Annotated in this window: 22 protein-coding genes, 1 tRNA gene and 2 pseudogenes; 14 read left to right on the forward strand and 11 right to left on the reverse strand. The window is 66.4% G+C overall.

The genetic code is table 11. The features are described 5' to 3' along the window. From ACIDOCELLA78_RS000000103405 to ACIDOCELLA78_RS000000103420, 4 genes and pseudogenes are all read right to left on the reverse strand, one after another. A partial coding sequence (locus tag ACIDOCELLA78_RS000000103405; RefSeq protein ID WP_201728389.1) for a biopolymer transporter ExbD occupies positions 1–203 on the reverse strand: 203 nt, incomplete at its 3' end. Positions 204–295: 92 nt separating this feature from the next. Further along, a complete protein-coding gene (locus ACIDOCELLA78_RS000000103410) occupies positions 296–778 on the reverse strand; it encodes a MotA/TolQ/ExbB proton channel family protein (RefSeq protein ID WP_307850886.1) in 483 nt (160 codons plus the stop codon). A 269-nt stretch (positions 779–1,047) separates the two neighbouring features. Beyond that, positions 1,048–1,476, reverse strand: a complete 429-nt coding sequence (locus tag ACIDOCELLA78_RS000000103415) for an energy transducer TonB (RefSeq protein WP_249675606.1) — start codon at positions 1,474–1,476, stop codon at positions 1,048–1,050. Between the two features lie 390 nt (positions 1,477–1,866). Then, a pseudogene (locus ACIDOCELLA78_RS000000103420) lies at positions 1,867–2,734 on the reverse strand (ATP-binding protein). Positions 2,735–2,840: 106 nt separating this feature from the next. Here ACIDOCELLA78_RS000000103420 and yajC point away from each other — a divergent pair. Next, complete coding sequence (yajC, locus tag ACIDOCELLA78_RS000000103425; RefSeq protein ID WP_201728390.1) at positions 2,841–3,200, forward strand: preprotein translocase subunit YajC; 360 nt, start codon at positions 2,841–2,843, stop codon at positions 3,198–3,200. A gap of 69 nt (positions 3,201–3,269) precedes the next feature. Here yajC and ACIDOCELLA78_RS000000103430 read toward each other — a convergent pair. Beyond that, positions 3,270–3,874: pseudogene (locus ACIDOCELLA78_RS000000103430) on the reverse strand (superoxide dismutase). 117 nt (positions 3,875–3,991) lie between these two features. Here ACIDOCELLA78_RS000000103430 and ACIDOCELLA78_RS000000103435 point away from each other — a divergent pair. The 6 genes from ACIDOCELLA78_RS000000103435 (at position 3,992) to ACIDOCELLA78_RS000000103460 (ending at position 9,196) form a co-directional block, all read left to right on the forward strand. Then, positions 3,992–4,729: a squalene/phytoene synthase family protein gene (locus tag ACIDOCELLA78_RS000000103435; RefSeq protein WP_201728391.1), complete on the forward strand. Its 738-nt coding sequence runs from the start codon at positions 3,992–3,994 to the stop codon at positions 4,727–4,729. 45 nt (positions 4,730–4,774) lie between these two features. Continuing rightward, positions 4,775–7,507, forward strand: coding sequence for a DNA gyrase subunit A (gene gyrA, locus ACIDOCELLA78_RS000000103440; RefSeq protein ID WP_201728392.1), 2,733 nt, complete (start codon positions 4,775–4,777; stop codon positions 7,505–7,507). Beyond that, the gene (gene coaD, locus ACIDOCELLA78_RS000000103445) at positions 7,500–8,009 is read left to right on the forward strand and encodes a pantetheine-phosphate adenylyltransferase (protein WP_201728393.1); all 510 of its coding nucleotides are present in this window, start codon (positions 7,500–7,502) and stop codon (positions 8,007–8,009) included. Before gyrA ends, coaD begins: the two co-directional genes overlap by 8 nt. Then, positions 8,006–8,560 carry a peptidylprolyl isomerase gene (locus tag ACIDOCELLA78_RS000000103450; protein WP_201728394.1) on the forward strand — a complete coding sequence of 185 codons (555 nt, stop codon included), beginning with the start codon at positions 8,006–8,008 and terminating at the stop codon, positions 8,558–8,560. The genes coaD and ACIDOCELLA78_RS000000103450 overlap by 4 nt, the downstream gene beginning before the upstream one ends. 70 nt (positions 8,561–8,630) lie before the next feature. Further along, positions 8,631–8,706: transfer RNA gene (locus ACIDOCELLA78_RS000000103455), tRNA-Lys, on the forward strand. A gap of 28 nt (positions 8,707–8,734) precedes the next feature. Continuing rightward, a complete protein-coding gene (locus tag ACIDOCELLA78_RS000000103460; protein ID WP_201728395.1) occupies positions 8,735–9,196 on the forward strand; it encodes a PH domain-containing protein in 462 nt (153 codons plus the stop codon). 168 nt (positions 9,197–9,364) lie between these two features. On the opposite strand, the gene ACIDOCELLA78_RS000000103465 is transcribed toward ACIDOCELLA78_RS000000103460, so the two are convergent. Further along, positions 9,365–9,940 carry a hypothetical protein gene (locus tag ACIDOCELLA78_RS000000103465; protein ID WP_249675611.1) on the reverse strand — a complete coding sequence of 192 codons (576 nt, stop codon included), beginning with the start codon at positions 9,938–9,940 and terminating at the stop codon, positions 9,365–9,367. Positions 9,941–10,512: 572 nt separating this feature from the next. On the opposite strand from ACIDOCELLA78_RS000000103465, the gene ACIDOCELLA78_RS000000103470 reads away from it, so the two are divergent. Beyond that, positions 10,513–11,943: a short-chain fatty acyl-CoA regulator family protein gene (locus ACIDOCELLA78_RS000000103470; protein WP_249675634.1), complete on the forward strand. Its 1,431-nt coding sequence runs from the start codon at positions 10,513–10,515 to the stop codon at positions 11,941–11,943. A 42-nt stretch (positions 11,944–11,985) separates the two neighbouring features. After that, entirely contained in the window at positions 11,986–13,125 is a 1,140-nt protein-coding gene (recF, locus tag ACIDOCELLA78_RS000000103475; RefSeq protein ID WP_201728397.1) for a DNA replication/repair protein RecF, read from the forward strand. Between the two features lie 65 nt (positions 13,126–13,190). On the opposite strand, the gene ACIDOCELLA78_RS000000103480 is transcribed toward recF, so the two are convergent. From ACIDOCELLA78_RS000000103480 to ACIDOCELLA78_RS000000103490, 3 genes are read right to left on the reverse strand one after another with little or no spacing between them, the layout of a single operon-like run. Further along, on the reverse strand, positions 13,191–14,120 hold the full coding sequence (locus ACIDOCELLA78_RS000000103480; protein ID WP_201728398.1) for a bifunctional riboflavin kinase/FAD synthetase: 930 nt from the start codon (positions 14,118–14,120) through the stop codon (positions 13,191–13,193). After that, positions 14,117–14,599, reverse strand: coding sequence for a MaoC family dehydratase (locus tag ACIDOCELLA78_RS000000103485; RefSeq protein WP_249675638.1), 483 nt, complete (start codon positions 14,597–14,599; stop codon positions 14,117–14,119). Before ACIDOCELLA78_RS000000103485 ends, ACIDOCELLA78_RS000000103480 begins: the two co-directional genes overlap by 4 nt. A gap of 39 nt (positions 14,600–14,638) precedes the next feature. Next, complete coding sequence (locus ACIDOCELLA78_RS000000103490; RefSeq protein WP_374223245.1) at positions 14,639–15,565, reverse strand: glycosyltransferase family 2 protein; 927 nt, start codon at positions 15,563–15,565, stop codon at positions 14,639–14,641. Positions 15,566–15,696: 131 nt separating this feature from the next. Between ACIDOCELLA78_RS000000103490 and ACIDOCELLA78_RS000000103495 the strand changes: the two genes are divergently transcribed. From ACIDOCELLA78_RS000000103495 to ACIDOCELLA78_RS000000103515, 5 genes are all read left to right on the forward strand, one after another. Next, positions 15,697–16,890 (forward strand): DUF2125 domain-containing protein, encoded by a 1,194-nt coding sequence (locus tag ACIDOCELLA78_RS000000103495; protein ID WP_201728399.1) that lies wholly within the window; start codon positions 15,697–15,699, stop codon positions 16,888–16,890. A 42-nt stretch (positions 16,891–16,932) separates the two neighbouring features. Continuing rightward, complete coding sequence (locus ACIDOCELLA78_RS000000103500; RefSeq protein ID WP_201728463.1) at positions 16,933–18,369, forward strand: MFS transporter; 1,437 nt, start codon at positions 16,933–16,935, stop codon at positions 18,367–18,369. A 30-nt stretch (positions 18,370–18,399) separates the two neighbouring features. Beyond that, complete coding sequence (locus ACIDOCELLA78_RS000000103505; RefSeq protein WP_201728400.1) at positions 18,400–20,139, forward strand: ABC transporter ATP-binding protein; 1,740 nt, start codon at positions 18,400–18,402, stop codon at positions 20,137–20,139. Positions 20,140–20,699: 560 nt separating this feature from the next. Next, positions 20,700–21,896, forward strand: a complete 1,197-nt coding sequence (locus ACIDOCELLA78_RS000000103510) for an autotransporter strand-loop-strand O-heptosyltransferase (RefSeq protein WP_249675641.1) — start codon at positions 20,700–20,702, stop codon at positions 21,894–21,896. Positions 21,897–21,923: 27 nt separating this feature from the next. After that, positions 21,924–22,094 (forward strand): hypothetical protein, encoded by a 171-nt coding sequence (locus tag ACIDOCELLA78_RS000000103515; protein ID WP_201728401.1) that lies wholly within the window; start codon positions 21,924–21,926, stop codon positions 22,092–22,094. A gap of 94 nt (positions 22,095–22,188) precedes the next feature. Here ACIDOCELLA78_RS000000103515 and ACIDOCELLA78_RS000000103520 read toward each other — a convergent pair whose 3' ends face one another. Continuing rightward, the gene (locus ACIDOCELLA78_RS000000103520) at positions 22,189–23,865 is read right to left on the reverse strand and encodes an IS1634 family transposase (protein ID WP_201727475.1); all 1,677 of its coding nucleotides are present in this window, start codon (positions 23,863–23,865) and stop codon (positions 22,189–22,191) included. Positions 23,866–24,057: 192 nt separating this feature from the next. Beyond that, positions 24,058–24,885 (reverse strand): IS5 family transposase, encoded by an 828-nt coding sequence (locus ACIDOCELLA78_RS000000103525; protein ID WP_201727504.1) that lies wholly within the window; start codon positions 24,883–24,885, stop codon positions 24,058–24,060. Positions 24,886–25,004 lie beyond the last annotated feature (119 nt).

The following is a 25,004-nucleotide window of genomic DNA, read 5'->3' on the forward strand; positions in this document are numbered from 1 at the left end:
GCGTCGATCATCACCACCACCTGGGCGGGCTTGAGTTCCTTCGCCGTCTGCGCGCCCGGAAGTTTCAGCGCGACTCCGGAATCGGGGATCATCTTGAGCACGATCATCACGAAGAACACGAGCAGGAACATCATGATGTCGATCATCGGCACGATTTCGAGCCGCGGGCGTTCGCGTTCGAGAAGGTCGCGGCGGCGGCGCATCGGTCAGATCCGCGCCACGCCGGCGGCGCGGCGCTTCGGCGCATCCACCGCCGCATCGTCGCCGGCGAGGCCGCGACCGTGCAGCCGGTTGATCAGCACGACTTCACGAGTTCGAGCTGCTGCACGATCCGGCGGGTCAGATTGTTGAAATAGTTCACGAGATAGACCGCGATGATGGCGATCAGCAGGCCGGCGCCGGTCGAGACCAGGGCATCGGCGATGCCGCCCGTCACTTTCGCCGGGCCGCCATTGCTCGACAGCACGTCGAACGCCTGGATCATGCCGATGATGGTGCCGAACAGGCCCAGCAGCGGGGCGATCGTCACCGCGGTGTCCAGAATCCAGAGGCCGCGGGTGATTCGCGGCATCGCATCCATGATCTCTTCCTCGAGATGGTTGTCGAGCTCGTCGGCGGTCTCCCCGCGCGAGGCGAGGGCGGTGGCGATGAGGTGGCTTGCAGCGTGGTGCCGTGGCTCTCGGCGAGATCGCGCAGCCCGGCCGGATTGCCATACCCCACGGCGCGCAGTGCCGCATGGATGCGCCGCCCGGCGCCGAGCGTGCGCTTGAGCAGCCAGAAGCGTTCAAGCCCGACCACGAGCGTCACCAGCAGCAGTACCGGCATGACCGCCAGCAGGCCGCCCGTCATCATGACCAGACGGACGATTTCATTCATCGGCTCAGCTCCTCGTTCATCCCGCCCCGCGATGGCGCGCCGGCGGGGCGCTTCAATCCTATAGCCGCATTCCGCGCGGGGGCGAAAATGCGCCCGCCGCCGGACGCCGGGCGAGATGTGGCCGCGGCGGTGGGGCGGGAACGGAAATCCATGTCCATTCCGACCATCGAGCTAGCCGTGAACGCGGATCTGGATGGGTACCGCGAAGGTCTTGTCGGCGGCGCCGGGGAAGGGCGGGAAGTGATGGTGCCGCACCGCATCGAGCGCCGCGCGGTCGATCAGCGGGTTGCCGCTGCTGCGGTAGATCCGTGCTGAGAGCAGCCTTCCATCCGGGGCGAGGGTGAATTCGATGAACGCGATGCCGCGAACGCCGAGCATGCGCATCGTTTGTGTCACATGCACCTCGCGTTGCAGCGGCCCGCGCAGGCTGGCGGCGTATTGCGCGAAATCGAAAGCCGGCTGCGGCGGCGGGTGTTTCGTCTTTGGTGGCGGTGGCGGGGCGGGGCGGGGCGCCGGATGGGCGACCGGATGTGGCTTCGGCGCCGGGCGCGGCGGGGGCGGGTGATGCACCACGTTCGGCAGCGGCTTCGGCGGGGGCATCGGCGATGGCGCGGGGGCGGCGGCAGCGGCTTGGGCTGCGGTTGCGGCGGCGGGGGCACTGGCGGCGGGGCGCCGGCAGCGGCGGTGGCGGCGGCTGCACCGGCTTGGGCGGCAGCGGCAAGGGCGGCGCGAGCCGGACCAGATGCACGGTGGTCGCCGGAACGATGGGCGTGCGATAGCGCGGCAGGTGGCGGGCGGCATAGAGCGCGCCCGCGGCGATCAGCCCGACCAGCGCGAGCCCCGCCGCCGTTGCGCGCGGCAGCCCAAGCTCGTCGGGCCGCCAGGACGGAACGGCGCCGTTCGCCGTAGCCCCTCCGTCCTCATGCGTGGCTCCGGTGCTGGTCCGGGTTGGTGATCACGCCTTTGTCTTCGGGGTGTGGCTGAGGGCTGTCAAGGCGCCGCACCGGCCTCGATGCGGCGGCCGAGCCGCCGGCGAGATCGCAGATGAACTGCCACGCCACCCGCCCCGAACGCGCACCCCGCGTCACCGACCATTCCACCGCCTCGGCGTGAAGGGTTTCCGCGTCGACATCGAGGGCGAACGCCTTCGCATAGCCCTCGATCATGGCGAAGAAGGTCTGCTGATCACAATTGTGAAAGCCGAGCCAGATGCCGAACCGGTCCGACAGCGACACTTTTTCCTCGGTCGCTTCCGAGGCGTGGATCGCGGTGCTGCGCTCGTTCTCGATCATGTCGCGCGGCATCAGGTGCCGCCGGTTCGAGGTCGCGTAGAACAGCACGTTGTCCGGCCGGCCCTTGATCCCGCCATCCAATACCGATTTCAGCGCCTTGTAGTCGGCATCCTCGCGCTCGAAGCTGAGATCGTCGCACAGGATCAGGCACTGGCGGGGCTGGCCGCGCAGGATGTCGAGCAGCGCGGGCAGGGTGGCGATGTCCTCGCGATGGATCTCGATCAGCGCGAGACTGCCGGGATAGGCCCGATTCGCCGCCGCATGCGCGGCCTTCACCAGCGAGGATTTGCCCATCCCGCGCGCCCCCACAGCATCGCGTTGTTGGCCGGCAGGGCGCGGGCGAAGCGCAGCGTGTTCTCGGTCAGGATGTCCTTCTGCCGCTCCACGCCCTGCAGCAGCCCGATCGGCACGCGCGAGACCTGCTCCACCGGCTCCAGCGCCGCGCGCTCGGGATGCCAGACATAGGCATCGTGCGCGGTCACCTCGGCCGGCGGCGGCGGCGGCGGGGCGAGGCGGTCGAGCGCATCGGCGATGCGGGCGAGCAGGTCGTGTGTCGGCTGGTCCATGACGTCTCCTCAGGCAGGCCCCGCGCGGCTTGACGGGGCGGGCGTGCAAACTATGGTCCCGCCCGAGCCAGGACAAGCTTCACCACAGCAGATCGGGATATTCCGCATGTTCATCGCCACCGCCTACGCTGCCGCACAGTCATCGCCATCGGATGTCACGGCGGCGGTGATCAATTTCGCACCGCTGGTGCTGATCGTCATCGTCTTCTACTTCATCCTGATCCGCCCGCAGCAGCAGCAGGCCAAGGCGCAGAAGGCGCGGCTCGCTTCCATCCGCCGCGGCGACAAGGTGGTGACTGGCGGCGGCATCGTCGGCCAGGTGGTCAAGGCGCTGGACGGCGCCGAGGAAATCGAGGTCGATATCGCCCCCAATGTCCGCATCACCGTGCTGCGCAGCACGATCAGCAACGTGCTGACCGATTCGAAGCCGGCCGAGACCAGGCCGGCCGAGCCGAAGAAGAAGTAAGCGCCGCAAACGGCAACGGCCCCGGAGCGAATCTCCGGGGCCGCGAATATCGTCGGGCTTTGCCCGGCCTCAGCCCAGCAGGTGTTCGGCGTGGGCGTAGTTGGCCAGCTTGTCGAGCCAGTTCTGGATATAGTCCGGCCGGCGGTTGCGGAAATCGAGATAGTAGGAGTGTTCCCACACATCGAGGCCGAGCAGCGGCTTGCCCTCGCCGGTGGCGACCGGGTTGGAGCCGTTCGGCGTCTTGGTGACGGCGAGCTTGCCGCCCGGGGTGAGGATCAGCCAGGCCCAGCCGGAGCCGAACTGGGTGGTCCGGCGGTCTTGAACGCATCCTTGAACTGCGCGACGCCGCCGAAATCCTCGACGAGCTTCGCCTCCAGCCGGCCCGGCAGCTTGCCGCCATCGGTGGGCGACATGCATTGCCAGAACAGGTTGTGGTTCCAGTGTTGCCCGGCATTGTTGAACACCGGCGCGAGATCGGCCTTGTTGTAGGTGAAGGCGACGATCTCCTCCAGGCTCTTGCCCTGCAGGTCGGCGTTCTTCTCGACGAAGCCGTTCAGCGCCGTCACATAGGCCTGATGGTGCTTGCCGTGGTGAAGTTCGAGCGTTTCCTGGCACATGCCATGCGCGGCAAGGGCTGCGTGCGCATAGGGCAACGCGGGGAGTTCAAAGGCCATGGGGCATCTCCGATCCGGTTTGGGCTTCTGTTTCGGCGCCGGCACGGGGCGTGCCGACCGCTCGTCCGGTAGCTATGGTCCGGCCCTGCCAGCGTCAAGCATCGAAAGAGTTTCGCAATGACCGACCCCGACCTCGCCGCCCTCGTCCGTCGCGCCGATCCGGACCGCTTTCTCGGCGCGCTCTTCGCCCCGCCGGAGGCGCGGCGCTGGCTGTTCGTGCTCTATGGCTTCAACCACGAACTGGCGCGGGCGCGCGAGGTGGCGAGCCAGCCGCCGCTGGCGCTGATCCGGCTGCACTGGTGGCGCGAGGTGGTGGAGGGGGCCGAGCGCGCCCATCCGCTGGCCGCTTCCCTCCGCGCCGGCCTCGCCGGGGGCATTTTTTCCGCCGCCGCGCTGACGGCGCTGATCGATGCGCGCGAGGCCGAGGCCGAACCGATTCCCGACCGCGCCGCCTTTCTCGCCTATGCGCGCGGCACGGCGGGCGGGCTGGCGCGGAGTGCCGGCACGGTGCTCGGCGTGACCGACCCCGATGCGCTGGCGGCGCTGGAGGATCTCGGCACCGGCTATGGCATTGCCGGGATTCTCCGCGCCGCCCCGGCACTTGAAGCCGCCGGCCGCGATCTGCTGCCGCAGGACGGCACCGATCCCGCGACCTTGCGCGCGGACGCGGCTCGGCTGCTGCGCCACCGCGCGCCGCGCCAGGGCCTTGCCGCCGCCCTGCCGGCGGTGCTCGCCCGGCGCGATTTGCGCGACCTGCTCGCCCGGCGCGACCTGCGCCGCCCCGCCGGTCCGGCGCCGCGCGGCCTAGCGGACCGGATCGCCGTCGTGTTCGCCGGACTGACCGGACGCTGTTGAGCCGTACCCCTCGCCCCCGCGCGGCGCAGGTGATATGACGCCGGCATGACCGACACGACCGACCAGACCGAGGGGCCAAGCGGCCAGGTGCCCGTGACGATCGAGCAGGAGATGCGCCGCTCCTATCTCGATTACGCCATGTCCGTGATCGTCTCGCGCGCCCTGCCGGACGCGCGGGACGGGCTGAAGCCGGTGCATCGCCGCATCCTCTACGCCATGCAGGAATCGGGCAACACGCCGGACAAGCCCTATCGCAAATCCGCCCGCATGGTCGGCGATGTGATGGGCAAGTATCACCCGCATGGCGACGCCGCGATCTACGATGCCGCGGTTCGCATGGCCCAGGGCTTCTCGATGCGGGTGCCGCTGATCGATGGCCAGGGCAATTTCGGTTCGGTCGATGGCGATCCGCCGGCGGCGATGCGCTACACCGAGGCCCGCCTCGCCGATGCCGCGATGGCCCTGTTGGCGGATATCGACAAGGACACGGTCGATTTCCAGCCGACCTATGACGAGAGCGACAGCGAGCCCCGCGTTCTGCCCGCCGCCTTCCCCAACCTGCTGGTCAATGGCGGCAACGGCATCGCCGTCGGCATGGCGACCAACATCCCGCCGCACAATCCGAGCGAGATCATCGACGCGACGCTGCACCTCATCGCCCAGCCGGAGGCGACGCTGGACGAGCTGATGCGGATCGTCCCCGGCCCGGATTTCCCGACCGGCGGCATCATTCTCGGCCGTTCCGGCATCCGCAGCGCCTTCGAGACCGGGCGCGGCGGCATCGTTGTCCGCGCCCGCACCAGCATCGAGGAAATCCGCAAGGATCGCATGGCGATCATCGTCAGCGAACTACCCTACCAGGTGAACAAGGCGACGCTGCTCGAACGCATTGCCGAACTCGTGCGCGCCAAGGAAATCGAGGGCATCGCCGACCTGCGCGACGAGAGCGACCGCGAGGGCATGCGCATGGTGATCGAGCTGAAGCGCGACGCCACGCCGGAAGTCGTGCTCAACCACCTGTACCGCTTCACCCAGATGCAGACCGGCTTCGGCATCAACATGCTCGCCCTCGATGGCGGCCGGCCGCGCCAGCTCGGCCTGCGCGATGCGCTGGACTGCTTCATCACCTTCCGCGAGGACGTGATCCTGCGCCGCTCGCGCTTCGAGCTGAACAAGGCGCGCGACCGGGCGCATCTGCTGGTCGGGCTCGGCATCGCGGTGGCGAATATCGACGAGGTGATCGCGCTGATCCGCGCGGCGCCGGACGCGGCCTCCGCCCGCATCGCCCTGATGGCACGGGACTGGCCGGCCGGCGATGTCCGCCCGCTGCTCGAACTGATCGACGATCACGGCAACCAGATCTCGGCGGATGGCACCGTGCGCCTGACCGAGGCGCAGGCCCGCGGCATACTCGAACTGCGCCTCCAGCGCCTCACCGGGCTCGAACGCGAGAAGATCCAGTCCGAACTCGCCGAGGTCGGCCGCCGCATCGGCGAGCTGCTCGAAATTATCGCCTCCCGCCCGCGCCGGCTCGAGGTGATGCGCGGCGAGTTGATCGCCATCCGCGAGCGTATCGCGTCTCCGCGCCTGACCAGCATCGAGGACAGCATTGCCGACCAGGACGATGAAAGCCTGATCGAGCCGGGCCAGATGGTCGTCACCATGACGCGCGACGGCTTCATCAAGCGCACCCCGCTCGAATCCTTCCGCGCCCAGAACCGCGGCGGCCGCGGCCGCGCCGCCGCCTCGATGCGCGGCGACGACGTGATCACCCGCAGCTTCAACGCCCATACCCACCAGTTCGTGCTGTTCTTCAGCCAGGGCGGCAAGGCGTTCCGCGAAAAGGTCTGGCGCCTGCCCGAATCGGCGCCGGCGGCGAAGGGCAGGGCGATCGTCAACATCCTGCCCGAGCTGAACGGCGATGCCGTCACCGCCGTGCTGCCGCTGCCGCAGGACGAAAGCCTGTGGAACGATCTTCACCTCGTTTTCGCCACCGCATCGGGCAATGTGCGGCGCAACCGGCTGGCGGATTTCCGCAATGTGCGTTCCACCGGCCTGATCGCGATGAAGCTCGACGAGGGCGACCGACTGATCGGCGTCGCCACCTGCCGCGAGGGCGATGACGTGTTCCTGGCCACGCGCCAGGCGCGCTGCATCCGCTTCCAGATCACTGACGACACGCTGCGCGTTTTCGCCGGCCGCGACTCGAGCGGTGTGCGCGGCATTCGCCTCGGCGCCGGCGACGAGGTGATCTCGCTCTCGGTGCTTCGCCACGTCGAGGCGAGCGTGGACGAGCGCGCGGCCTATCTGAAATACGCCGCCGCCCAGCGCCGCGCCGGCGGCGAGGAGGCCGAGACCGAGACGGTGGAAAGCGACGAGGCGGCGGCCGACATCCAGCTCGCCCCCGAGCGGATCGCCGAGCTGCAATCGGCTGAGGAGATGCTGCTCACCGTCACCACCGGCGGGTTCGGCAAGCTCTCCTCGGCTTATGAATACCGCGTCACCGGGCGCGGCGGCCAGGGCATCGCCAATATCGCGCTTGCCGCGCGCAATGGCCGCGCGGTTGCCGCGAGCTTCCCGGTGCGGCCGGGCGGCGACATCATGCTGGTGACCGACCAGGGCAAGCTGATCCGCGCGCCGGTCGATCAGGTGCGCATCACCGGCCGCCAGGCGATGGGCGTGACGTTGGTGCGGGTCGAGAAGGACGAGCAGGTGACCAGCGTTTTCCCGGTCATCGACGATGGCGAGGAGGAAGGCTTGGAGGAGCGGGATGCGTGAGGGCGGGCTGGTTGGGCTGTATCCGGGAACGTTCGATCCCATTACCAACGGGCATCTCGACATTATCGGCCGCGCCGCGCAGCTTTGCTCGAAGCTGGTGATCGGGGTCGCGCGCAACGCCGGCAAGGGGCCGCTGTTCCCCACCGATGAGCGCGTCGAGATGGTGCGTGCCGAGGTGACCCCCATTGCCGAGCGCACCGGCACCGAGATCGACGTTCAGGCTTTCGATTCGTTGCTGATCGCCTTCGCCCAGCAGGTCGGCGCACAAGTGATCGTGCGTGGCTTGCGCGCGGTCTCCGACTTCGATTACGAATTTCAGATGGCTGGGATGAATGCGCGGCTCGACCAGCGGATCGAGACGATTTTCCTGATGGCGAGCGAGCGGCACCAGTTCATCTCGTCCCGCTTCGTGAAGGAAATCGCCCAGCTGGGCGGCGACATCTCGAGCTTCGTTCCAAAACTGACCTTGGAGAGGACCCTTCGCCGGGTTGGCAGACCATGATGATCAGACGCCGCACATTTCTCGCCGCCGCCGCTTCCACCCCTCTTGCCGGAGTTTTCATGTCCGAATCCGCTTCCGCCGCCAGCCCGTCGAACACCATCCACATGACGCTGCCCTTCGGCGTCGTCACGATCGAGCTGCGCCCCGATCTTGCCCCGAAAACCTGCGAGCAGATCCGCACGCTGACCGCGCGCGGCTTCTATGACGGCTGCGAGTTCTTCCGCGTGATCGCCGGTTTCATGGCGCAGACCGGCGACCCGACCAACACCGGCACCGGCGGCAGCAACCTGCCCAACGTGCCCGCCGAGTTCACCGACAAGGCAAAGTTCCTCACCGGCTCTCTCGGCATGGCCCGCACCAACGATCCGAACAGCGGCAACAGCCAGTTCTTCATCTGCTTCGCTCCCGCCGCCTGGCTCGATGGACAATATACCCTGTTCGGCCAGGTGACCGCCGGGATGGACTTCGTCGACCAGATCAAGAAAGGCCAGGGCCAAAGCGGCCGCGTCACCGATCCGACCAAGATCATCAAGATGGAACTCGCCGCGTAATACCGGCAATCCGCCACAGCCTCTTGACGAACCCCGCCGGAATTGGTCTTTCCGGCGGGTCGCCTGGTGAGAGCCCGTAGCTCAGTTGGTAGAGCACGAGACTTTTAATCTTGGGGTCCAGGGTTCGAATCCCTGCGGGCTCACCATGACGTTTCCGGCGCGGAGAACATCTCCTTGAGCTATGTCGAGCAGGTTCTGCAGCCCGATGAAACCGTACTAAGCTGGACGCATCTCCACTGGTTCGTCTATCTGCGCGGCATATTCGCGATCACCCTTGCCTTTGCGCTCATCGTGGCCGGAGGCATGGCGGCAGGACGGCCGGCGACGATACTGCATTTCGCCGCGGCGGCGGCATTTTTGCTCGGCTGCTGGCTGCTGCTCGTCGCCTGGCTTCGGCGCATGTCTACCGAACTCGCGGTCACCGACCGCAGGGTGATCCACAAGAGCGGCATTTTCGGCCGCACCACGCATGAGATGAGCCTGGAGAAGGTCGAGAGCGTCGAGGTCCGGCAGTCCCTGGCCGGCCGGCTCTTCAATTACGGCACCGTCATTGTGCGCGGTACCGGGTCGACCTGGGAGCCGTTCCCCCGCATTGCCGACCCGCTCGCGTTTCGCAGCAGCATTACCGCCGCCTGACCCGGCATCACAGCGCCGGGAATGCCGCCGCGCGAGCCTTGCGATCACCGCATTTGCCGTCGGATCGCGCGCCCCTCGTTCCCGGTGCGCGCGAGGCAGTCATTGGCGCAGCGCGGGCGTGTTCGCCCGGTGCGTATGGCGCTCGGCCTGGTCCGCGGTCCATGGCATTCAGGTGGCGTCCGCCTTGTCGATCACGACCAGCAACCCGCCGGCGAGCGGCGAGGGTGTGCGGTCGGCTGGAAGCGTTGCCGCCACCCGCATATCCTCCCGCGCGGCTGCCTCCTGTTCGCGATCCAGCACGCCATGACGATCGAGAAAGCGGTTCATCGCCGCCGAGATCCGTACGCATCCCTGCGAGGCCGGGCGGCCGAGGCGCGGCTCCAGAAGGTCGGGGTCGGTTGCATGCACCAGCAGCCGGATCTCGCCGGTCTCGCCATCGGGGCGCCAGCCCTTCGCCGCAATCCGCCAGCCGAAATCCCAGACCCGCATGCCCTTGAGGCCGAGACCGCGGACATGGTTTTCGTTGAAGGTGCCGAGTGCGCGGTAATCGAGAATGTCGGCGGTGTGAGCGAAGACGCCTTCCGGGGTGATGAAGTATCCGCGCCGGCCGGACTGTCCGGTCGAGACCGTATCGCAGCCGATCACCCGCCACGGCTCCGACGGGGCCGCGGCGATGAGGCAGAGCCGTTGCACGAGGGGATCGCGATTGACGACGACGATGAGTTGCGGCCGTGTCAGTCTCACGGTCGCTCTCGCCAGCGCGTGCCGCGTGGCCGCAATCCAGCGTGCCGCGGCAGCGTGCGCGGGAGGGAGGCGCGCTTCACTTCGCGCGCGAGGTCCGCCCGAGCCGCCGCGGCCTCGGCCTCGAAGGCCGCCCTGGCGGCGCCGCGCGCCGGTTCCGGCGGTGGCTGGAGAGCGCGAAGCGCCGGCCGCGCGCACCCTGCCAGCATGACTGCCAAGGCCAGCCACATCTTGGCGTGAGACGGTCTCATGTTTTCCTCCGCCGCAACCACAGATCGAGCCTGGAGCATCATCCGGTCAGATGATTCCATCTGATCGGATGATGCTCTAGGCCTGCCGCGGCGCATGGTCATTGATCCAGCGCAGCCTGGCGTTTGACCGGAACGGTCCGGGCGGTTAGATCACGATGCGATCGGACAAGGATCGGATGTGACGTTCTATCTTGTTGATCATCAAGAGTATTTTACCCGTTCAGATGATGTCGCCTGATCGGGCGATGCTCTGGTTGTCGCGGGCCGCGCCCACCGGCCGCAACATGGCGCCGGCAGGGCATGGCAAAGCCGAGGGACGTTTGCTTGCGTGAACCAAAATTGTTTGCCGGAGCGAGACTGAGGCTGATCCGCGAGCAGCGCGGCCTGCAGCAGCGCGATATTGCCCGCCAGCTCGGCCTGTCGCCGAGTTACATGAACCAGATCGAGAACGACCGTCGTCCGGTTCCGCCGCGCCTTGCGGCGCCCCTTTGCGAGTTGCTCGGCATTCCGCCGGCCGAACTGTCCGGCGATGACGAGGTGCGCCGCGCCGGTGACCTGCTCGAAGCCGCTCTCGATCCCGCGCTCGGCCCCGGCCGGCTGACCTTCACCGAGGCCCGCGCGGCGGTGCGCGACACGCCGGAACTCGCTCGTCGCTTTATTGCCCTCTATGCCGCCTATCGCTCTCTGCACACCAGCCTCGCGCGTGGTACCGCCCTGGGGCGGGACGAATCCGGCCCATTGCCTCCATATGATGAGGTGCGCGACTGGGTGCAGTCCGAGCGGAACTACTTCCATGAGATCGATCTTGCGGCCGAGCGGCTCGCCGCGGACGTCCACGCTACGCTTGGCCGTGAAGCCGCGGCACTCGAACATCATCTTGCCGCCACGCACCGGATCGAGGTCGTCCCTTCGGCCAATCTCCTGCCCGACGGGATTCTCTGGCAGATCGACCGTCGCAACCGCCGCCTGCTGATCGCCGAGGAAATGCGGCTCGAAACCCGCCGGTTCTCCCTGGCCCATGTGATCGGCCTGCTCAGCCATGGGCGGCTCATTTCGCGGCTGGTCGAGCGGGCGAAATTCTCCTCAGAGGCGGCGCGGGGGATTGCCCGTGTGGCTCTGGCCAATTACTTCGCCGGCGCGCTGATCATGCCCTATGGCGCCTTTCTCGCCGAGGCCGAGGCCGAGCGATACGATATCCAGCGCCTGCAGATCAGGTTCCAGGCGAGTTTCGAGCAGGTCTGCCACCGGCTCAGCACGCTGCAGCGCCCGGGCGCGCAGGGAATTCCGTTCTTTTTCCTGAAGACCGACGTCGCCGGCAACGTGCTCAAGCGCAGCAGCGCCACGCGCTTCCGCTTCGACCGTTTCGGCGGTCCGTGCCCGCTCTGGAATGTCTACCAGGCGTTTTCGCAGCCCGGGAAAATCTCGGTTCAGCTCGCCCAGCCGCCGGGCGAGACCACCTATATCAGCATCGCCCGCACGGTCGGCGGCGGCGGCACGTCCTATCTGGCGCGGCCGCGCGCCGTCGCGGTCGGTCTCGGCTGCGAGATCCAGTATGCACCCCGGATCGTCTACGCCGCCGGGCTCGATCTCGACCGGCCGGGCGCGATCGACCCGATCGGCCCCGGCTGCCGCTCCTGCCTGCGGGTTTCCTGCCGCCATCGCGCCATGCCGCCGATCGACGGCACGATCGATGTCGGCACCGCCGAGCGCGGCGTGGTGCCCTACCGGGTCAGCCGCCCGTCGTCCGGCGGCTGACGCCATCTGGCCGCAGGCGGCGGCCTCGACTATCAGAACCGGATGACGATCCCCGGCACTTCCGCGCGTTCCGCCGCCGCGTTGCGGATCGAGTCGCTGCGCCTTGCCGATTTCCGGTCCTACGCCCGGCTCGACTGGCAGCCCGGCGGCAAGATCATCGCCCTTGCCGGGCCGAACGGCGCGGGCAAGACCAATCTGCTCGAAGCCGTTTCGCTGCTTGCGCCGGGCCGGGGCCTGCGCGGCGCACGCCTCGCCGAGCTGGCCCGCCATGCGCCGGGCGCCGCCGGCGGCTGGGCTATTGCCGCAAGGCTGGAGGGCAAGGAGGGCGGTGGCGCGATCGGCACCGGCATCGAGGCCGGGCAGGGGGATCGTCGGCGCCTGCTGCTGGATGGCGAGCCGGTGCCGGCGTCGCGCATCGCCGCCCGGTTTTCCTGCCTCTGGCTCACCCCGCAGATGGACCGGCTGTTCACCGAGGGCGCATCGTCGCGCCGCCGGTTTCTCGACCGTCTGGTGCTCGCCCTCGAACCGGGCCATGCCAGCGAGGTCGCTGCCTTCGAATCCGCCTCGGCCAACCGCAACCGGCTGATCGAGGCCGGGCGGTACGACCCGCTTTGGCTCGCCACGATCGAGGATTCGATGGCCCGCCACGCCGCAGCACTCACCGCGTCCCGGCTCTACGTCATCGAGCGGCTCAACGCGCTGCTCGCCGCCGGCACCGCCGATCCGTTCCCCGCCGCGCGCCTGTCGCTCGACTGCCCGATCGGCGCCGAACTCGCGCACCGCCCGGCGCTGGAGGTCGAGGACTGGCTGCGCGCCCGCTATGCCGCCTCGCGTGCCGAACCGGTCGCCGCGATCTCGCCGCAGCGCGCCGATCTCGGTCTCGCCCAGGCGGCGAGCGGCCTCGTCGCGGCGCTGGCCTCGACCGGGCAGCAACGCGCGATGCTGGTGTCGATCGTGCTGGCGCATGTGGCGCTGGTTGCCTCCGCTCGCGGCACGGCACCGGTGCTGCTGCTCGACGAGCCGTTCGTGCATCTCGATGCCGCGCACCGGATGGCGCTCGGCGATGCCTTGCAGCGCGGGGAGGCGCAGGTGTTCTGCACCGCGACCGAGCGCGACCAGTTCGCTGCCCTCGGCGATGCCGCGATCTGGACCGTCGGCGAGGGCGGTCTTCGCCGCGATTGAGGCATCGCGCCAAGCTGAGGGCGCGGCTCGCGCACCAACAGCGCTCTGCCAGGATCGGGCTTCGGTCAGATCGCCGCCAGCAGGCGCCGCGCCTCCTCCGCATCGGCCACGATCTGCGCCCGCAGCGCGTCGAAATCGGCGAAGCGCCGCTCCTCGCGGATGAAATGGTGGAGCGAGACCGCGATATCCTGGCCGTAGAGGTCGCCGGCGAAGTCGAACAGATGCGCCTCCAGCCGCGAGATCGCCCCTTCCGCCACGGTCGGCCGCCGCCCGATATTGGCGACGCCCTTGACCCTGCTGCCGTCCTTGAGCCGCACTGTCACGGCATAAACGCCGCGCGCCGGCTCCAGATGCCGGCCGAGGGCGACGTTGGCGGTGGGAAAGCCGATCGTCCGCCCCCGCGCGTCGCCATGCGCGACCACGCCGCGAATCGCGTGCGGCCGGCCGAGCAGCGCGGTGGCGCGTTCAGGATAGCCATCCTGCAGCAGCCGGCGGATTCGGCTGGAGGAAATCGGGCCCTCGGCGTCATCCAGATGCGGCACGACCGAGAGGCCGATACCATGCGATTCCGCGGCCATCCGCAGCATGGCGACATCGCCGCCCCGACGGTGGCCGAAGGCGAAATCCGCGCCGCATGCCAGATGCGCCGCCCCGATGCCACGATACAGCACGTCCGCGACGAATGCCTCGGCGCTCAGCTGCGAGAAGGCGCGGTCGAAGGTGAGTTCGTAGAGGAAGTCGATCCCCGCCTCCTCCAGCGCCGCCGCCCTCTCGGCCTCCAGCATCAGCCGGAACGGCGGGTCCTCGGGGCGGAAGAACTCGCGCGGGTGCGGCGCGAAGGTGAGCGCGGCCCGCGGCGCTTCCGGCCGTGCGGCATGCGCGGCCCGCAGCACTTCCAGATGGCCACGATGCATCCCGTCGAAATTCCCGAGAGCCACGGAGGCACCGCGTGCCTCGTCAGGGATCGCCGTCCAGTCGTGGAAGACGCGGATCATTCGGCAGCGCGCTTCTCGTTCTGCGCCACGGCGACGACGGCTTCCGTGGGCGGAATCACCACGGCCTCGCCCTCGATCACCACCTTGCCGCGGACGAAGCAGCGCGTGCGCATCGTCGCCCGCCGCTTTTCATGATCGAGTGCCGCGACCTCGACCTCGGCGGTGACGGTATCGCCGATGCGCACCGGCGCGCGGAAGCGCATCGACTGGGTGAGATAGATCGTGCCCAGCCCCGGCAGCACCGTGCCCAGCACGGCCGAGATCAGGCTACCGCACAGCATACCGTGCGCAACGCGCCCCTTGAACAGTGTTTCGTCGGCCAGCTCCTGGTTCAGGTGCACCGGGTTCGTGTCCATCGACACTGCCGAGAACAGCAGGATATCTGCCTCGGTGATGGTTTTTCCCAGCGAGGCGGTCTGGCCGGGTTGGAGCTGATCGAAGGGACGCAGCTGGGCATGGGAACTCCCGTCGCGGTTCAAGATGTCGCGATGCACAAAGCGCCGGATCGGGGGGCCGGGTCAAGGCCCCGGGGCTTGATGGCGCAGATAGGCGAGCAGCCTCGTTTCCCGGCGCCCGCGTGTCACCGTATCGAGGATAACGCCCGTGGTCAGGCTGAGCGCGCCGGCGAGGACGATGCCGGTCGCCAGCACAGCGGTCGGCAGCCGTGGCACAAGGCCGGTGCGCAGATAGGTCGCGATGACCGGGGCGATGAGCACGGCTGCGGCAAGAAACGCCGCGAGGCCGAGGGCGCCGAAAAAGGCCAGCGGCCGCTCGTGCCGCAGCAGCCGCAGGATCAGCCTGAGGATGCGCCAGCCATCGCTCCAGGTTCTCAGCTTGCTGGCCGATCCCGCCGGCCGCGGGCGGTATTCGCCCTCGACATGGGCGATCGGCAGCGCGAGTTCGAGCGCATGCACCGCAAGCTCGGTCTCGATGTCGAATCCCGTTGCCAGAACCGGGAAGGATTTCACGAAGCGGCGCGACAGCACCTTGTATCCCGAAAGCATGTCCTCGACCCGGTCGCCGAAAATGGCGCGGACCGCCCCGGTGAGCAGGTGGTTGCCGAACCGGTGGCCGCTGCGATAGGCGGCGGCATCGGTCTCGCGGCGCACGCAGTTGACGAGGTCATACGGCCCGCGCTGCGCCAGCGCGATCATCGCCGGGGCCAGCGTCGCGTCATAGGTGTCGTCGCCATCCGCCATGACGTAGAGATCCGCCTGGATGTCGCGGAACATCCGCCGGACCACATATCCCTTGCCCTGCAAACTCTCCTGGCGAACGATGGCTCCTGCGGCACGTGCGATCGCGGCGGTGTCGTCGGTCGAATTATTGTCGAACACGTAGATATCCGCTGTGGGCAACGCAGCGCGGAAGGCGCGCACGACCGCGCCGATCGCCGCTTCCTCGTTGTGACAGGGCAGGAGAACCGCGATTTTCGGCTCCGTCATCGTGATCCAGCTCCGTATTGGCCGCATCCGGTGTAGCCGCCGTCGTGCCACCGGTAAACCGAGCAGGCCGCCCGTTTGGCCTTGAGCAGCGCCGCCGCTACAGTGAGCGCGCGGATGTGAAAGGACGCAAGATGCGAAGGCTGGTCCGTTTTCTGTCGCTCGCGCTGGTGGTCGTGGGGATCTTCTGGGTCGGGCTCTGGTGGTATGCCGAAAGCCGTCTCGCCCTGGCGGTGGACCAGATGACCACGCTGCTGCGATCGCATGGCTGGACGGTTGCCCACGGTGCGGTCATTCGCGGCACGTCGCCGTTCCGGGTCGAGGTCCTGGTGAGCGATCTGCGGCTGACGCCGCCTGTCACGAATGGTCCGGCGCCGACGCTCGCCATCCCCGCGCTGGACATGACGGTGCGCCCGGGCACGCCCTTCACGCTCGATCTCGCGCCGGCGTCGACATGGCGTCTCGCGCTGGCCGATGGCCCTTCGGCCACGCTGCATTTCGGCAGCATCGCCGCGACCGAGCGTTTCGATCCGGCCTCTCTGCTCAACGGATCGGACAATCCGCTTCGCGCCGGCAGCTTCCATGCGACCGATCTCAGGATCGACAGTCAGAATACCAATTTCACCCTGCTGAGCATAGCGGCGATATCCGTCGACGACACCCGTAATCCACGCGCGGGCACCGCCGAGACCGCGTTCTCATTGCGTGAATCGGTGTCGGGGCTCGCGCTGTCGCCGATCTTCACCACGCTGGGCGACCTGCCGTTCGGCGGCAAGCTCGGTCGGCTCAGCCTCGATCTTGCGGTCTCCGGCCCCGCCGCCGAACTGCCGGCCGGCCTTGCCGGTGCGCTCGCTCCGCAGATCAACCGTCCGGCCAGGCCCCTGGCAGGCATGACCCCGGCGGATTTCATGGCGATCTGGCAGCGAACCGGCCCCGCGCTGCATCGCTGGGCGCGCGCCGGCGGGCATGGCAGCCTCGGCGTCCGGCTTGTGGTCGGCCCCCTCGATGCAACCGGAAAAGGTGAGTTCGGCTTCGATTCCGGAACCCAGCCGCGCGGCCAGATGCACCTGGTCGCAGATGGGTTCGGCGCGGCGCTGGGAACGATCTCGACCCACTATCCCGGCCTCGTCGGCGGCATCAGCGCGCTGACCGCGGCCGCTTCGCCCTTTCTGGTCCGCGGCCCGAAAGGTGGCCAGCGCCTCGCCGTCACGTTCAGCCTCGCCCATGGCGCGCTGACGGCGAACGGCACCTATCTGGTGACGGTGCCGCCTCTGGTCTGGCCCGACGCACCGCCCCCGCCCGCCGGAGCGCCGAAACCGAAGGGTTGAGGCGTGACCGACTCGGCCCCCGACGACGAGGCCGGCGGCGCGATGCTGCCGCCGCACAGGATGCGCCTGACCGCGCTGATCGTGGCCACCGCGCTGTTCATGCAGAACCTCGACGGCACCATCGTGGCCACGGCCCTGCCGGCGATGGCGAAGAGCTTCCACGCCGATCCGCTGCATATGAGCCTGGCGCTTACCTCCTACCTGATCGCGCTCGCGGTCTTCATTCCCGCTTCCGGCTGGGTTGCCGACCGCTTCGGCAGCCGGACCGTGTTCCGCGCGGCGATTGTGACTTTCACGCTCGGATCGATTTTCTGCGGCCTGTCGCAGAGTCTGGGCGAGCTGATCGCCGCGCGGGTTTTCCAGGGCCTGGGCGGGGCGATGATGGTGCCGGTCGGCCGGTTGCTGCTGCTCAGGTCGGTGCGCCGGCGGGACATGATCGCGGCCACGTCGTGGCTCACCATGCCGGCCCTGCTCGGCCCCATCATCGGCCCGCCGCTCGGCGGCTTCATCGTCACCTATCTTTCCTGGCGCTGGACGTTCGACATCAACGTTCCCATTGGCCTGATCGGCATTGCCGCCGTGACCCGGCACGTGCGCGAGGTGAAGGACGAGGCGCAGGCCGGCCGGCTCGATCTCGCCGGCCTGGTCTGGAGCGGGCTTGCCATGGCGCTGCTGATGGCCGGTTTCGAGACGGTAGGCCGTGGCATCATTCCCCTGCGCTGGAGCCTCGGCTGCTTCGCCGGCGGCGCGGCGGCCGCTCTCGCCTATGTCCGGCATGCGCGCCACCATCCGCATCCGGTGCTCGACCTGACGCTGATGCGGATCGATACATTCGCGAATTCGACCATCGCCGGCAGCCTCTTCCGCGTGCTGGCCGGCGCCATGCCGTTCCTGCTGCCGCTGATGCTCCAGCTCGGCTTCGGCGATACCGCGGCGAAATCGGGCACGATCACCTTTGCGGCGGCAATCGGCGCGCTGGCGATGAAGCCGCTGGCCGAGCCGGTCCTGCGGCGTCTCGGCTTTCGCGTGGCGATGATGCTGTTCGGCGGGCTGGCGGTGGTCTTCACCGCCGCCTGCGCGGCCTTTCGGCCTGGCTGGCCGGAACTCGGGCTCGACGCGGTGCTGCTGGTCGGCGGCGTGTTCCGCTCGTTGCAGTTCACCGCCCTCAACACCATCGCCTATGCCGATGTGCCGCGGAGCCGGATGAGCGCGGCGACGAGCTTTTATGCCACGTTCCAGCAGATCACCCTGACCCTTGGCATATCGGTTGCCGCAGGCGCGCTTGAGTTCACCACGGCGCTCGCCGGGCATGCCGAACCCGCGATCGCCGATTACGGCTGGGCGTTCATCATCGTCAGCGCGATCGGCGCGCTCTCGGTGCCGGTCTGCGCCCGGCTCGCGCCCGGCGCCGGCGAGGCGCTGAGCGGGCACGGCGCCGCCGCGCCGGTGATTGACGCGAACCCGGCGCCGCGCCAGTAACGCAGCATCGCAAGCGGAAACGGATCTCTCATGATGGAAACCGGCAGCAGCATCGCGCTCGCGCGGCGGCTGTGGCGGCAACATGTCACCGCCTATCGCGGCCGTGTCGCGCTGATCATCGTCGCCACACTGGTGATGTCCGGCACGACGGCGCTCTACCCCGCGCTGATCGACCGCGCCTTTACCATGTTCGCCAAGCGCGATCCGCGGATTCTGTATCAGGTGCCGCTGATCGTGCTCGTCGTCACCTTGGTCAAGGCGCTTGCCCAATACGTCCAGACGCTGCTGACGCAGCAGGTTGTGCTTGGCACCATCCGCCGCTTGCAGGTCTCGATGTTCGGACATCTGACCAGTGCCGAACTGGTGCGGATCGATCGCGAGCCGCCGGCGGCGCTCGCCGCCCGTTTCACGACCGACGCCACCGTGATCCGCGAGGCGATGAGCCGCGCGGTGAACGGCATCGCCGATTTCTTCACGCTGATCGGGCTGGTCGGCACCATGCTCTGGATCGACTGGGAGCTAAGCCTGATCGCCGCCGTGCTCTACCCGCTGGCCGGGCTGCCGATCCAGAAGATCGGCCGGCGCATCCGGCGCGCCTCGGGCGGCATGCAGGAGCGGATGGGCGAAACCGCCTCACTGCTGAACGAGAGCTTCGCGCAGGCTCGGACCGTCCGCGCCTATGGTCTCGAAGAGGATGAACGCCGCAGGGCCGATCGGGCCTTCGAACAATTGTATCGCGCGCTGATGCGCATGATCCGGGGGCGGGCCGCGCTCGATCCGGTTCTTGAGGTTCTGGGCGGTCTCGCGATTGCCTTGGTCATCGGCTTTGCCGGCTGGCGGCACGCCGCGGGCGCTTCCGGCATCGGCAATTTCACCGGCTTTGTTGCGGCGCTGCTGATTGCCTCACGCCCGTTGCGCGCGCTCGGCACGATGAATGCCGCGGTGCAGGAAGGCATGGCGGGGCTGGAGCGCGTGTTCCACGTGATCGACGAGCCTTCGGCGAGCATCGAGCGCCCGGGGGCGGCGCCGCTGCCGCCTGGCCCCGGCCGGGTGGAGTTTCGCCATGTCGGGTTCGCCTATCCGGATGGCCGGCCGGGGTTGCGCGATCTTTCCTTTGTTGCCGAACCGGGCCGAACCCTCGCTTTGGTCGGCGCGTCAGGTGCTGGAAAATCGACGGCGCTGGCGCTGATTCCCCGGCTCTACGAGGCCGATCGCGGCGCGATCCTGATCGATGGCGCCGATATCGCGGCGGTGTCGCTCGGGTCTCTGCGCAGTGCGATCGCCTATGTCGGCCAGGACGCGCTGCTCTTCGACGACACGATTGCCGCCAATATCGGGATGGGCCGCAAGGGCGCCTCGATTGGTGAGATCCGGGAGGCGGCCGAGGCGGCGGCGGCAGGGTTCATTGCCGAGCTGCCCGAGGGGTTCGACACCCGCGTCGGGGTGAACGGCCAGCGGCTTTCGGGCGGGCAGCGCCAGCGCGTCGCCCTGGCCCGCGCCCTGCTGCGCGATCCGCGGATCCTGCTGCTGGACGAGGCGACCAGCGCGCTGGACGCCGAGAGCGAGGCGGCGGTGCAGGAAGCCCTCGCCCGCCTTCGGCGTGGCCGCACGACCATTGTGGTCGCGCACCGCCTCGCCACCGTGCGAGATGCGGACAGGATCGTGGTGGTTGCGGATGGGGTGGTGGTGGAGCAAGGCACGCATGCCGACCTGATGGCGGAGGAGGGCGCGTTTGCCCGCCTCGTTCGTGCGCAGGCACTGTCTTCTTAGAGTGCCTTCAGATCCATCCCCGGATTGGATGATGCGCCAAAGCCTGTGAAGCCGTGTTGGCGGAAATGATGTGTCCGATCTGTCTTTGCCGCGGCGCGCTGAAAGATATCTTGCCTTCCCCCCGTGCTGTCGGGCAAGATTCGCGATCATGTGGCCATGGCTTGTTCCGTGCCGTCTCAGCTATACAAAAAATAAAGACGAAATACAAAAATAAAGATATTAGTTGTGTTATTTTTACATAATAACTTATCAATTGTTTTTAATATTGGGATATATCGTTAAAATAATTTTTTAAAATAAATTAAAACATTATATACCGATTGTATTAATTGACGGAACGTTATTATCCCCTGTATAACCAACGTAACGAGTTAAGGGCTTCGGCGTCGCCGTGGCGCTGCAATTTTCAGATTTATTTCAATGGCCTGTAGATGGACTGCATATTTTGGAGAGGTAATTAGGCGAGCCTGCTTACAGGAGAAAAAGTCTCTTCCCCATGAAAAATCTCATTCAAACGGCATCAACTGCCACGAATATTGAATCGGTAGAGGATTGTTTTGTTGAGTTCGGTTTATGTTGTGCCGCCGGAAATGCCGGTGTGGGAAGCGCCGCAAGGTATTCGTTATGATTTTCTTGATGGGGCGCGTGTATATCTGCCTGAGCGTGAAGGCGGCGTATGGTTTGTCACTCTGAAGGACGTTGATTCCGGACTTATTGTTTATCAGAATGAGATCAAGACTGGCGTTCTAAAGTCAAAAAAGAGGTATTTTGTTCGTTTTGAAATCAAGATCGAGCGGCGTAGCGATTCGGGCGATATCGAGCTTGTCTTCGAACATGTGCTTGATCTTCGGGACCGCGACGTTGTCGTGCAGATCCCGGTTGGAACCATTGGGGATGTTTTTGCCTGGTTCCCCTATGTTTCGCGTTTTGCCGAGACGAGCAAGGCAAAAGTCACGTGTGTTCTGTCGCCAGTTCTCATTCCCCTGTTCGAGGCGACCTATCCGGAGCTTCGTCTGATGACCACCGCGCAGCTCGAAGCCGAAAACGTCATGAGCCGGGCCTATGCGAATTACCATATGGGGCTGTTTTTCACCGACGCCGAAAACACCATGCAACCGACCGATTTCCGCCATGTCGGCCTGCACAAGACGGCAGCTTACATCCTGGGCGTCGATCCGGTGGAAATCCGGCCGCGGATTGCGCTTGAGGATGATACGAGACCGATCGAGGAGCCCTATGTCTGCATCGCGGTGCAGAGTTCGGCTCAGTGCAAATACTGGAACAATCCCACGGGGTGGCTGGAGGTCGTCCGCCATATCAAGGCGCGCGGTTACCGGGTCATCTGTATCGACCAGAAGCCAGTGAACGGGGTCGGGTATGTGTGGAACCGGATACCGCACGGCGCCGAAGACGAGACGGGTGACCGCCCGCTGGCCGAGCGCGCCCGCTGGCTGAAGCATGCCGCATTTTTCGTCGGGCTGAGTTCCGGCCTGTCCTGGCTTGCCTGGGCCATGGAGACTCCCGTGGTGATGATTTCGGGGTTCACGCACCCCACCAACGAGTTCGAAACACCATACCGCGTCATCAACTGGCATGCCTGCAATTCATGCTGGAACGATCCGCGGGAAATGTTCGATCATAACGATTTTTTCTGGTGTCCACGGCATGCAAACACATCACGGCAGTTTGAATGCACGCGTCTGATCACCGCGGATCAGGTGGTCAAAATTATCGAGCCGCTTCTGAGTATTGAATAACCACTGTTTTCTGAAAAGGAATTGAACATGACGACAAATTTGAGTGGGACCTGGTCCGCGGTAAATTCCAACGGTACGCTTCAGTTTCTCAGCAATGGCGCAACCGTTACCGGTGCCGTCGTTCTTGACGGGAATATGACGCTCGTCGTTGAAGAGGGCGCGGTTGTCAGCGGGCTGACCAATTCAGGCCCGACTTGAACAGCGACCTGAAAATAGTCCAATGAAAACAGCCATGTATTGTGGGCGCGTGGTTTCTTAGCACCACACCCTGCGGCTTTCGGGAGGATTTGGATCAGGAAGCGGATGCGTCTCGCACGTTGGCTGGCAGGGCGACGCCGGCGGCCTTGAAGATCGGCCCGATCGAGTTGGTTGCTGGGGTGCGCAGGACGATCTGCTGCCCGCGCTTGCTGATGGTGACCTCCTGGAGGCGGTCGAGATCACGCAGGAGATCGGCCCATTCGACGCGCTTGCCGGCCCGGCGGAGTTTTTCGTCGAGCGCCTGGTGCAGGATCAGCGCGAGGAACGAGCAGAAGACGTGGCCGCGGATGGCGGCGTCGGAGGAATGGTAGATTGGCCGGGTGCGCATTGTCGCCTTCGCGACACGGAACAGCCGTTCGACATTCTGCAGGTCCCGGTAGCGGATCACCGCCTGCAGCGGTGAAATCCGGGCGTTGGAGCGCAGCACGAAGACGCCGTCGAAGCGGGCTTCCTCGGCGAGCTTGCCGGCGTCGATCTCGAACAGCTTGTGCTTGCGGCCGGGCTTTGCGTCACTGACCGGGCGCAGGAAGCGGCGATAGGCGGAGTTGCCGATCAGCGCCTTATCGCCGCGCGTCAGCTGACGATCGAGGGCGGCGACCACCTTGCGCCTGGTCTCGGCCTCTTCGATGGCCACCGCCTCGTTGCGGCAGACGATATAGCGCTTGCCCGCGACCTTGACCTCCTTGATGAAGAGCTGGGTCTCGTCGCCACCGGCGCGCTCGAGGCAGAGCGGGGTGTAGGGGCGCTCATCGGCCAGCACCACCTCGCGGACGATGCGGTCGGTGCGTTCCCTTGCGCCGAGCACGTATTCCAGCCCGCGCTCCTCCAGCGCGGCGATCGTCGCGGCACTGATCATGCCGCGATCGGCGACGACGCAGACCCGGCCGATGCCGAAGCGCGACCGCAGGCGGTCGATCACCGGCACCAGCACCGAGACATCGGCGGTGTTTCCTGGCCACATCTCGGTGCAGATTGGCCTTCCGTCCTGATCGATCACCACGCCGAGGATCATCTGCGCGAGCTGTGGGCGGTAATCCTTGGAGTGGCCCCGCGCGCCCAGCGTCTCGCCGCCGGCACCTTCGAAATACAGCGAGGTGGTGTCCATGAACACGACCGAGAGGTCGGTGAACAGATCATGCCGTCGGGCGAAGAGACGCTCTTCCACCAGATCCTTCACCGTCCGTGGCGCAAAGGGCGTGGCATCCCCCTGTTCCTCGTCCGGCAGCTCTTCGCCGAGCCAGGCCATGGCGCGGTAGAGGTGATGCAGGCCGAGCTCCTCGGTGCCGGGAATGTCGTAATCCTCGAGCCATTTGTCGCAGGCGCGATCCGAGCCCGAGACCATGATCCGGTGGAGCACGGTGGCGAACACCGCGCGCTCGACCGGGAACTCGAACTGCCGCCCGGCCAGCAGCTCCTCGAACACAGCAGCGATCCCGCTCTCCTGCCACAGTCGGCCGAACAACAGCGGCGCGCCGATCCGCTTGCAGCTCAGCCCGTCCGGATTGCCTGCCGCCAGCTGGGCCAGGACCGAGGCACGGTCGGCATAGCGCGCGATCGAGGCGGCGAGGCGGTCGAGACCTCCATCGGCCAGGACGACTTCCTTCCGGCCCAGGTTCTTGATGATGCGCTGCTTGCTGCGCCCGTCCTCACGGACGCTCTCGACCAGATAAAGGTAGCTGTAGCCGTTGATTCGCTTCTCGCGCACGAACATGCCGAATTGGCAGCCGAAAACCAATCATAAATCAAGTTAAAAGAAGCAATTTACGCAATTATTTAGCACCACGTTTTTGCAAAATCCCGACGTGCCTACGAAAATCTCGAGTGAAATCAAAGATCTCAACTTACGATACCGTATCGTTCCGGGTTTGACTGTTTAAGAGCCCGAATCTGAATGGTAGTGCGACTATCGGTGACGGGCGATTTTTCGTGTGAGCAGGCGGATATGGGCGAGGAAGAGCCATGCGGTGGCGCTGGTAACGGTGGCCTCGAAATCCCTTGCGAGACGTCGGCATCTGCCGAGCCAGGCGAAGGTTCTTTCTACCACCCAGCGCCGCGGCAGGAGTTCAAACCCGCTCGCGGCGTCGGAGCGCTTTACGATCTGTATGGTCCATTTGCCGATTTTGGCGAGGCGTCCATTGAGTTTAGGACCGGCATAACCGCCGTCAGCGAATATGTGCCGCAACCAGGGATACAGGGATTTGACGGATTTGAGCACGTCGGGCGCCCCGTCGCGGTCCTGAATACCGGCATGATGAACGACGGCACCGACGAGGTGGCCGATTGTATCTGTGATGATGTGGCGCTTGCGGCCCTTGATCTTCTTTCCGGCATCGAACCCGCGCGGCCCGCCGGCTTCGGTGGTCTTGACCGACTGACTGTCGATCACACCGGCTGTGGGTGAAGCCTCGCGTCCGGCCATTTCCCGCGCCTGCATGACTAGGACGTGATTGATGCGATCGAACGTGCCGTCACGACAGAAGCGGTAGAAATACCCCTGCACGGTGGTGAACGGAGCGAATTCCTTCGGGATCTGGCGCCACTGACAGCCGGTTGCCAGCATGTAGAAGATGGCCTCCACAATCCTTCGAAGCGCCACCCTTCGGGGTCGGCCTCGATGCTGCGGAGCGGGCATGAACGGCTCGATCATGGCCCATTCAGCGTCGGTGAGGTCGCTTGCGTAGCGCAATCCGGCCCGGCAATATCGTCGCCGAGCGATTTCAGTCCAGGTCATCGTGTCTCCGTCCGTCTTCGCAAACGAACTGAATCACAACTTACTGAAATCGCTCAACTATCTTTTTCGGTCCGGCTCTAAGTCGGGTCAGGCACGGGCGCACAAATTCAAATTTCGAG

The sequence above is a fragment of the Acidocella sp. C78 genome, from assembly GCF_907164655.1.